Here is an 8842-nt window from a genome sequence, read left to right as displayed (position 1 = left end):
CCGACTCTATCAGACTCTTTCGTGTCCGATTTCCTCGGTGCCTTTCAGGTTTCCGCTCCGGCCTTTCGGCTTTCCGCGTTTCCCTTTCCGGCGGTCCAAACACTATCAGTCATTTTCTGCTGCTCCGACCGCGGGCTCCTGCGGGCGTGCAGAAGTCGATCAAAGCTAGGATCTGTCGTGATAGTTGCCGCTGAGCCACCGGGCACCCGAAGGCGCCGCTTGGCCTCAAGCAGGGGACTGACAGTACATGGGGGTGAAGGGCAGGCGCAAATCGTTTGCGTGCACCCTCTACGTCGGCCAACCGGTACCTCTCATGGGGAACCGGGACTTTTTATGACTTACGCTTCTGAAACGGTACGCCGTCCAGGACAGGCAGTGACGGTGACCATCAATCTCCACCCCTGGGAGGCTTGCCATGACCAGTGTGACGTCCCCGCTCGCCGGACGCGCCATTGGACTCACCGCCGTTCCTGACCCGGTCTTCTCCGGTGCGATGGTCGGTCCCGGCACCGCCATCGACCCGGTGCGCGAGCCCTCGGCGGCTGTCGCGCCCGTCGACGGCATCGTCGTCTCTCTTCACCCCCACGCCTATGTAGTAGTGGACGGACAGGGGCACGGCGTCCTGACGCACCTCGGCATCGACACCGTGCAGCTCAACGGCGAGGGCTTCGAGCTGCTCGTCAACAAGGGCGACACCGTGCAGCGCGGTCAGGAGATGGTGCGCTGGGACCCGGCGGCCGTCGAAGCCGCCGGCAAGTCCCCGATCTGCCCGGTCGTTGCCCTCGAGGCCACCGCCGAGTCCCTCTCCGAAGTGATCGAGGATGGCGACGTCAAGTCCGGCGACGCGCTGTTCAGCTGGAAGTGACGCGGGCCGTCGCTGACGGCATGCAGGTCAACCACCGCGGCGGCTCGGCCCGCCGCACTATCGGAGACGGTGAGATGGAGACAACGCTGCGAGGCGTCGGCGTGAGCCACGGTGTGGCGATCGGCGAGGTTCGGCACATGGGGACGGCGGTTCTCGAACCGCCGGCCAAGCAGATTCCGACGGAGGACGCGGAGCGCGAGCAGGGGCGCGCCCGTCAGGCCGTGGAAGCTGTGGCGGCCGATCTGATTGCACGCGGCAATCTGGCCGGTGGCGAGGCACAGCACGTGCTCGAGGCCCAGGCCATGATGGCGCAGGACCCGGAGCTCATGGCCGATGTCGACCGCCGTATCGCGGTCGGCAGCACGGCCGAGCGTGCCGTGTACGACGCCTTCGCGTCTTATCGGGCGTTGCTGGCCGGTGCCGGTGAGTACCTCGCGGGTCGCGTCGCCGACCTGGACGACGTGCGGAACCGGATCGTGGCGCGGCTGCTCGGGGTGCCTATGCCCGGTGTCCCGGACAGCGACAAGCCCTACGTGCTGATCGCGCGGGACCTGGCTCCCGCGGACACGGCGCTGCTCGACCCCACGCTCGTGCTCGGCTTCGTCACCGAGGAGGGCGGGCCGACCAGTCACAGCGCGATTCTGGCGCGGGCGCTCGGAGTGCCGGCCGTGGTCGCGCTGCCCGGCGCGGGCGAGCTCGCCGAGGGCACCGTGATCGCTGTCGACGGCAGCACCGGTGACATCTTCGTCGACCCGAGTCCGGAGAAGCGGGCCGAGCTCGAGGCCGCCTCCGCCGCGCGGAAGGCCGCGCTGGCCGCGTCGTCCGGTCCGGGCGCGACGTCCGACGGTCACAAGGTGCCGCTGCTGGCCAACGTCGGCGGTCCGGGCGACGTGCCGGCCGCGGTCGAGGCCGGTGCCGAGGGTGTCGGTCTCTTCCGTACCGAATTCCTCTTCCTCGACGACAGCAGCAGGGCTCCTTCCGAGGAGAAGCAGGTCGAGGCGTACCGGAAGGTCCTCGAGGCGTTCCCCGAGGGTCGCGTCGTGGTGCGCGTCCTCGACGCTGGTGCGGACAAACCGCTGGACTTCCTGACGCCCGCCGACGAGCCGAACCCGGCTCTGGGTGTGCGTGGTCTGCGTTCCCTCCTTGAGCACCCCGAGGTTCTGCGTACGCAGCTGACCGCGCTGGCCAAGGCTGTCGAGGGGCTGCCGGTCTACCTCGAGGTCATGGCGCCGATGGTCGCCGACCGTGCCGACGCGAAGGCCTTCGCGGACGCGTGCCGTGAGGCGGGTCTCGAGGCGAAGTTCGGTGCGATGGTCGAGATTCCGTCGGCCGCTCTGCGGGCGCGTTCGATCCTTCAGGAGGTCGAGTTCCTTTCGCTGGGGACCAATGACCTCGCGCAGTACACGTTCGCCGCCGACCGGCAGGTCGGTGCGGTGTCCCGGCTTCAGGACCCGTGGCAGCCCGCGCTGCTCGACCTGGTCGCGCTGTCCGCGGACGCGGCGCGGGCCGAGGGCAAGAGCTGCGGTGTCTGCGGTGAGGCCGCGTCCGACCCGCTGCTCGCGTGTGTCCTGACCGGTCTGGGCGTCACCTCCCTTTCCATGGGTGCGGCGTCGATTCCTTATGTGCGGTCGACGCTCGGCAAGTACACGCTGGCTCAGTGCGAGCGTGCGGCCTCGGCCGCGCGTGCCGCGGACTCCGCCGAGGAGGCCCGCAAGGCCGCTCAGGCGGTGCTGTCCGGCGAGTAGCCGAAGGCCGGTTCGTCGGCGTGGGGCGCTTCACCTTTTCGTGGTGGAGCGCCCCACGGTCGTTTCAGTGGCGGTGGCCGCCCTCGGGGCCGGTGTCTGCGAGGTCGGGTGCCGCGCAGTAGTCGACGCCGGACTCGGGGGCGACGAGGTCGCCGGACTGGGCGTCGGTGCAGTAGGCGTCGAAGACTTCCGCCGCGGTGAGGGGGAGCAGGCGTTCGTCGCGCAGGCGCCAGCCCTGGACGCGGTCGTCGCTGTCCGGGGTGGTGGTCCGCATGACCAGGCCGCCCGGGCTTGCGGTGGCGATGCCGAGTGCCAGGACCGTGGTGAACTCGAGCGCCTCCTTCTCGTCGAGGCGTGTGCTGTCCTCCGCGCAGCGGTCGACGTGGAGCACCGACAGCAGTGATTCGGCGTCTGTGGGAACGCTGCACACGAGGTGGTGGGTGCCGATTCCTGCCGTGTCGAGGACCTGTGTAAGGAGGAGCGAGGCGCGGGCGAAGGCGTCCCTTCCGATGTCCTGGCCACAGGCGCCGCACGCTCCGATCCGGGCGAGGACGGACGAGGCGTACTCCCAGGTGGCCTGCCGGACGGCTTCGTCGACGAGGTCGGGCAGGAGGTCGGCGAGGGGCTGGCCTTCGTAGGGGACGGTGGCGCCCATGACGGCCAGTTCGGCGGTGAACCGGGTGCGACTGTCGGGGGTGTCCGGTTCGAGGCCGCTCTCTGCGCAGAATTCCGCGTACTCCTCCGGGTCGAAGAGGGCGACGGTGGTGTGTCCACCCTGGGCGGCGCGTGCCCGGAGGAGGCTTTCGACCTGCTGGAGGTACGTGCCGTGGTCGTCGAAGGCGAAGGAGCGGTAACTCCGCATCGCCGTGAAGTCGCGTTCGTCGGCGAGGAGGCCGATGATGCCCGCGACTTCACGGCGCAGGACGCGTCGCATGCCGGCGTGCTGGGTGTTCTGGGTGTGCGCCATGGTTCCCCCTGAGAGCTGTAGATCAATGCTCACTCACAGTAATCGTGGGCACTGACAACGGCGGAGGGATCAGGTTCGGTCAGGGGCGGTTGCGGGCGATGTCCTCGTAGAACCGCAGGAGTTCGACGCTGTCGACCGAGCCGAGGTTGACGGCCTTTTCCAGGGGCGTGCCTTGGAGGAGGCGTTTGACGGGGACCTCGATGCGCTTGCCGGTGAGGGTGTGCGGGACGCCAGGGGCTTCGATGATCTCGTCGGGGATGTGGCGCGGGGAGAGGCTCTCGCGGATGGTCTGCTTGATGCGGGCGCGGAGTTCGTCGTCGAGTACGGCGCCCGGTGCGAGGTGGACGAACAGGGGCATCCAGTAGCCGCCGTCGGGCTGTTCGAGGCCGATGACGAGGGACTCTCGGATTTCGGGGAGGCGCTCGACGGCCTCGTAGATGTCGGCCGACCCCATGCGGACGCCCTGGCGGTTCAGGGTGGAGTCCGAGCGGCCGTGGATCACGACCGAGCCGCGGGAGGTGAGGGTGATCCAGTCGCCGTGCCGCCAGACGCCGGGGTAGGTGTCGAAGTAACTGTCGTGGTAGCGGCTGCCGTCGGGGTCGTTCCAGAAGCGGATCGGCATCGAGGGCATGGGGTTGGTGACGACGAGTTCACCGACCTCGTCGATGAGCGGCTTGCCCTGCGGGTCCCAGGACTGGAGGTCCGTGCCGAGGCAGGGAGCCTGGAGTTCGCCGATGTGGACGGGCAGGGTCGGGACGGCTCCGGCGAAGCAGGAGCAGACGTCCGTGCCGCCGCTGACGGAGGCGATCCAGAGGTCTTCGCGTACCTCGTCGTGCAGCCAGCGGAAGCCGTCGGGCGGGAGCGGCGAGCCGGTCGTGGCAACGCACTTGACGCGGGAGAGGTCGTGGTCGCGCGAGGGGTGGACTCCTGCCTTGCGGCAGGCCATGACGTAGGCGGCCGAGGTACCGAAGAGGGTGGCCCCGGTGCGTTCGGCGACGGCCCATTGGGCGCCGGTGTCGGGATAGCCGGGGCTGCCGTCGTAGACGACGATCGTGGTGCCCGTGAGGAGGCCGGAGGCGAGGAAGTTCCACATCATCCAGCCGGTGGACGTGTACCAGAAGAAGCGGTCGCCGGGGCCGAGGTCGCAGTGCAGTCCGAGCTGCTTGAGGTGCTCGATCAGGATGCCGCCCTGGGACTGGACGATCGCCTTGGGGAGTCCGGTCGTGCCTGAGGAGTACAGGACCCACAGGGGGTGGTCGAAGGGGACGGCTTCGAAGACGGGCTCTGTGTCGGCGGAGGTGAGCTCCGACCACTCGAGGGCCCCTTCGGGGGCGTCCGTGCCGAGCAGCGGGATGTGGACGACGGCACGGAGGGTGGGCAGTTCGGCGCGGAGTTCGCTGACGGTGTCGCGGCGGTCGTGCTCCTTGCCTCCGTAGCGGTAGCCGTCGACGGTGAACAGGACGACGGGTTCGACCTGCTGGAAGCGGTCGAGAACGCTGCGTGCGCCGAAGTCGGGAGCGCAGGACGTCCAGACCCCGCCGACGGCCGCGGTCGCGAGGAGGGCGACGACGGCCTCGGGGATGTTCGGCAGGTAGCCGCTGACGCGGTCTCCCGGGCGTACGCCGATCGCGCGCAGTTCGGCGGCGAGCGAGCCGACCTGGCGGCGCAGTTCGGCCCAGGTCACGGGGTGGGGTTCGTGTGTCTCGTCCACGTGGAGGATGGCCGGGGTGTCCGCGCGCGCGGGATCGGTGGCCGTGCGCAGGGCGTGTTCGGCGTAGTTCAGGCAGGCGCCGGGGAACCATGCGGCTCCGGGCATGGCGCGGTCGCCGAGCACGCGCGTGTAGGGGGTGGTGAACCGGATGTCGAACCAGTCGGCGACGGCCTTCCAGAACGTCTCGAGTTCGGTCACCGACCAGCGGTGCAGTGCTTCGTAACCGCCGTCGGCGGGGGCTCCGTGGTGCTCGGACGCCCAGGCCTGGAAGCGCGTGATCTGCGCCTCGGCGATGAACTCGGCGTCGGGCTTCCAGAGCGGCGTCGGATTCGCGGCTGACGGCATGGGGCGGCTCCCGGATGTACGCGTGGTGTGCGTCGGTCCCGCGCACGGGCCGGTGTGTGCGCGTGACGCGGCTGACAGGGACGATGCCACGTGATCGACTTCCGCACCAGGTTGCGCCCCACATAGTCCGTGTCGTGAAGATGTGCTGCCGCCACGGATGAACGGCAGTTGAACGACTCACCTTTGCCCGGCGCGCAATGACAGGGTGAGCAGCATGAACGGTCGTGACCTGGTACGCGCGGTGAGGGCGGTTGGCTTGGTGGGTGCGGTCCAGGGTGTGCGGGCGGTGCGGTCCTCGTGGCGCAGGAGGCGGGCCGACGCGGTGGGTCTGCGGCGCAGGGGCCCGGAGCGGGCGAGGGTGCCGGGTCCGGTGACGGGGGCCGAGCCGGCGCCCGGTGGTGGCGTCGTCCTGTTCACGCGCTCCCGACTGCGGATCACGGTGACGGTGACGGGCGCGGTCTTCTGGGGCTGGGACGGGGCGGACCCGGAGCCGTCGTACGCGCTGGCGGGTGCGTGTCCGCAGCCGGATCCGCGGGCTGTCCTGGAGCCCGACAAGGACGGCGGCTGGCGGGTGGTGGCGGAGCGGGTGACCGTCGTCGTGTCGCGGCACGGCGCTGTCTCCGTGTGCACTCCGGGCGGTGTGGTGCTGCGGCGGGATCTGCCGCCGCGCTGGTGGGAGCCCACGGACGGGGGCGAGGCGCGGTGGGTGCAGCGGTCCGAGGTGGCGGCCGACGCGCGGTTCTTCGGACTAGGCGGCCGGGCGTCGGGGCCTCGGCTGAGGGACGGCGCGTACCGGCTGTGGAACACGGATCCCAGTGGTTCGTTCGGGCCGGGCGACGATCCGCTGTATCTGACCATGCCGGTGCAGATGGTGGTCGCCGACGCGGGCACCCATCTGGTGTTCCACGACAACTCGTGGGACGGCACGGTGACGCTCTCGGAGGGCGAGGAGGGGGCGGGTTCCGGGCACGACCGTGCGGGGACGTGCGAGGTCCGGATGGAGGGCGGCCCGCTGCGCTGCTGGGTCATGGTGGGTGCCCCCGCGCGCGTGCTGCGCGCGTGGGCGTCGCTGACCGGCGCGCCCGCGCTGCCGCCGGCGTGGGCGCTCGGGTATCAGCACGCGCGCTGGGGCTTCGGTGGGGGGAACGAGGTGCGGCGGATCGTCGCGGGCTACCGGGAGCGAGGGCTTCCGCTCGACGCGGTGCATCTGGACATCGATCACCTCGACGCGTTTCAGGTGTTCACGGTCGACCAGGAGACGTATCCGGGGCTCCCGCTGCTCGCCGAGGACCTTCGCCGGGACGGTGTGCGGCTGGTGTCGATCGTCGACCCCGCCATCAAGGCGGAGGTGGGGAACGCCCTGTACGACGCGGGAGCGTCCGCTGACGTCTTCGTGAAGGACGCGGCGGGGAGGCCGGTGCGGGGCGTGGTGTGGCCCGGTGAGTCCGTGTATCCCGACTTCACCGACCACGCCGTGCGCAAGTGGTGGGGTGGTCTGTACGAGGAGCGGCTCGCCCAGGGGTTCTCCGGGTTCTGGCACGACATGAACGAGCCGGCGTCGTTCGCCGCGTTCGGTGACCCGACACTGCCCCGTTCGGCACGGCACGCGCTGGAGGGGCGGGGCGGCGACCATCGGGAGGCCCACAACGTCTACGGGCTGTGCATGGCGCGCGCCGGCCACGAGGGGCTGCGGGAACTTCGGCCCCAGGAGCGGCCGTTCCTGTTCTCTCGCTCGGGCTGGGCGGGGATGCAGCGCTACGGAGGGACGTGGTCGGGGGACGTGGCCACAGGGTGGCCCGGTCTGCGCGCGTCGTTGTCCCTCGTGCTCGGGCTCGGGTTGTGTGGAGTGCCGTACTCGGGGCCGGACGTGGGCGGGTTCGACGGGGAGCCGTCTTCGGAGCTGTATCTGCGGTGGTTCCAGCTGGGTGCGTATCTGCCGCTGTTCCGTACGCATGCGGCGCTGCGGGCGGGGCGTCGGGAGCCGTGGGAGTTCGGTGACGAGGTGCTGGGGCACGCGCGCGTGGCGCTCGTCGAGCGCCGGCGGCTGCTGCCGTACTTCGTGACGCTGGCCCATCTCGCGCGGCATACGGGGGCTCCGTATGTGCGGCCTGTGTGGTGGGGTGCTCCGGAGGACAGGGCGTTGCGGGACTGCGAGGACGCGTTCTTGCTGGGTGACTCCTTGTTGGTGGCTCCGGTCCTGGAGCCGGGTGCGGACCGGCGGGCGGTGCGGCTGCCGCGCGGGCTCTGGTACGACGTGGAGAGCGGGCAGGCGCACGAGGGGCCCGGTCAGGTGCTGGTGGAGGCGCCGCTGTCCCGTGTTCCCGTCTTCGCGCGCGCGGGTGCGGTGATCCCCGTGCGGGGTGAGGACGGGGAGCTGTGCCTGGAGGTGTGGGCTCCGGCGCGGGGGCGTACGGGCGGCGGGGTGGTGGTGCCCGACGTCGGTGACGGCTGGGAGACGCCGGACGTCCAGCGCTACACCTCACGGTGGAGCGGCGGCAGTGTGGTGGTGGAGCGGCAGGACGAGGGCGGGCCGGCCGAGCCCGCGTACCCGGTGCGGATCCGCGGGCTCTGAGCGTGCGAAGGGCTGGGTGGTTCGTGCGGCGGGGTGTTACACGTAGCGGCCCTCGAACCAGGCGCGGACGGCCAGGGTATGGAGAGGGAAGGCGAGTTCGGTCGGGCGGCGCAGGAGGTGCCAGCCTTCCGTCTCGTCCGTGACGGCGGGCTCGGGCAGTTCGGCGGCCGGGCGTTCCGGGAGGAGGCCGAACAGGAGCAGGTGTCCGTCGGGTGAGCTCATCGCGTCGGCGAGGCGTACGTCGCGGCTCGCCGCCTCGATGCCTGTCTCCTCCTTGAGCTCACGGACGACGGCGTCGCGCCAGTCCTCCCTGTCGTCGACGAACCCGCCGGGCAGGGCGACTCCCCCGCGCGCGGGGGCGATGGTCCGAGTGATCACGACGAGAGCGGAACCGCGGCTGTCGTAGACGGCCTGGAGGGCGACCGCGACCGGCAGGGGGTTGCGGTAGCTCACGTCGGCGCAGGCCGGACACGTACGCGGCCATCCCGAGACGTCGGGTCCGTAGGCGGTTCCACAGCTCGAACAGTGGGAATCCGGAACGGGGTTGGTTATGTGGTGGGGTGCTGACACGCCGCGGACTGTATCCGATCGTGAAGCGTGGCTCTTCCCTGGCCACCATTGATCCTGATAGATGCAG

Annotated in this window: 6 protein-coding genes; 3 read left to right on the top strand and 3 right to left on the bottom strand. The window is 70.5% G+C overall.

Annotated features, from left to right (window positions below; translation table 11 throughout):
- The first annotated feature begins 415 nt into the window (after window positions 1–415).
- Together ACFC96_RS25115 and ptsP are read left to right on the top strand one after the other, a co-directional pair.
- Complete coding sequence (locus tag ACFC96_RS25115) at window positions 416–865, top strand: PTS glucose transporter subunit IIA (RefSeq protein ID WP_376257591.1); 450 nt, start codon at window positions 416–418, stop codon at window positions 863–865.
- Between the two features lie 74 nt (window positions 866–939).
- Window positions 940–2610, top strand: a complete 1671-nt coding sequence (gene ptsP, locus ACFC96_RS25110; RefSeq protein ID WP_376257625.1) for a phosphoenolpyruvate--protein phosphotransferase — start codon at window positions 940–942, stop codon at window positions 2608–2610.
- Window positions 2611–2674: 64 nt separating this feature from the next.
- On the opposite strand, the gene ACFC96_RS25105 is transcribed toward ptsP, so the two are convergent.
- Both ACFC96_RS25105 and ACFC96_RS25100 read right to left on the bottom strand, forming a co-directional pair.
- The gene (locus tag ACFC96_RS25105; RefSeq protein ID WP_376614180.1) at window positions 2675–3577 is read right to left on the bottom strand and encodes a hypothetical protein; all 903 of its coding nucleotides are present in this window, start codon (window positions 3575–3577) and stop codon (window positions 2675–2677) included.
- 79 nt (window positions 3578–3656) lie between these two features.
- Window positions 3657–5633 (bottom strand): acetoacetate--CoA ligase, encoded by a 1977-nt coding sequence (locus tag ACFC96_RS25100; RefSeq protein ID WP_376614178.1) that lies wholly within the window; start codon window positions 5631–5633, stop codon window positions 3657–3659.
- A 214-nt stretch (window positions 5634–5847) separates the two neighbouring features.
- On the opposite strand from ACFC96_RS25100, the gene ACFC96_RS25095 reads away from it, so the two are divergent.
- On the top strand, window positions 5848–8205 hold the full coding sequence (locus ACFC96_RS25095) for a glycoside hydrolase family 31 protein (RefSeq protein ID WP_376614176.1): 2358 nt from the start codon (window positions 5848–5850) through the stop codon (window positions 8203–8205).
- Between the two features lie 36 nt (window positions 8206–8241).
- On the opposite strand, the gene ACFC96_RS25090 is transcribed toward ACFC96_RS25095, so the two are convergent.
- Window positions 8242–8775 (bottom strand): NUDIX domain-containing protein, encoded by a 534-nt coding sequence (locus tag ACFC96_RS25090; RefSeq protein ID WP_376257584.1) that lies wholly within the window; start codon window positions 8773–8775, stop codon window positions 8242–8244.
- Between the last annotated feature and the right edge of the window lie 67 nt (window positions 8776–8842).

The organism is Streptomyces sp. NPDC055955 (genome assembly GCF_042270245.1).
Classification (GTDB): domain Bacteria; phylum Actinomycetota; class Actinomycetes; order Streptomycetales; family Streptomycetaceae; genus Streptomyces.
Note: the sequence above shows the minus strand (reverse complement) of the source record. Positions and strands in the feature narration are given on the sequence as shown.

Bases quoted from the DNA above. Each gene is read 5' to 3' on its own strand.
- ACFC96_RS25115 (WP_376257591.1), top strand. From the start codon at position 416: ATGACCAGTGTGACGTCCCCGCTCGCCGGACGCGCCATTGGACTCACC.
- ptsP (WP_376257625.1), top strand. From the start codon at position 940: ATGGAGACAACGCTGCGAGGCGTCGGCGTGAGCCACGGTGTGGCGATC.
- ACFC96_RS25105 (WP_376614180.1), bottom strand. From the start codon at position 3,577: ATGGCGCACACCCAGAACACCCAGCACGCCGGCATGCGACGCGTCCTG.
- ACFC96_RS25100 (WP_376614178.1), bottom strand. From the start codon at position 5,633: ATGCCGTCAGCCGCGAATCCGACGCCGCTCTGGAAGCCCGACGCCGAG.
- ACFC96_RS25095 (WP_376614176.1), top strand. From the start codon at position 5,848: ATGAACGGTCGTGACCTGGTACGCGCGGTGAGGGCGGTTGGCTTGGTG.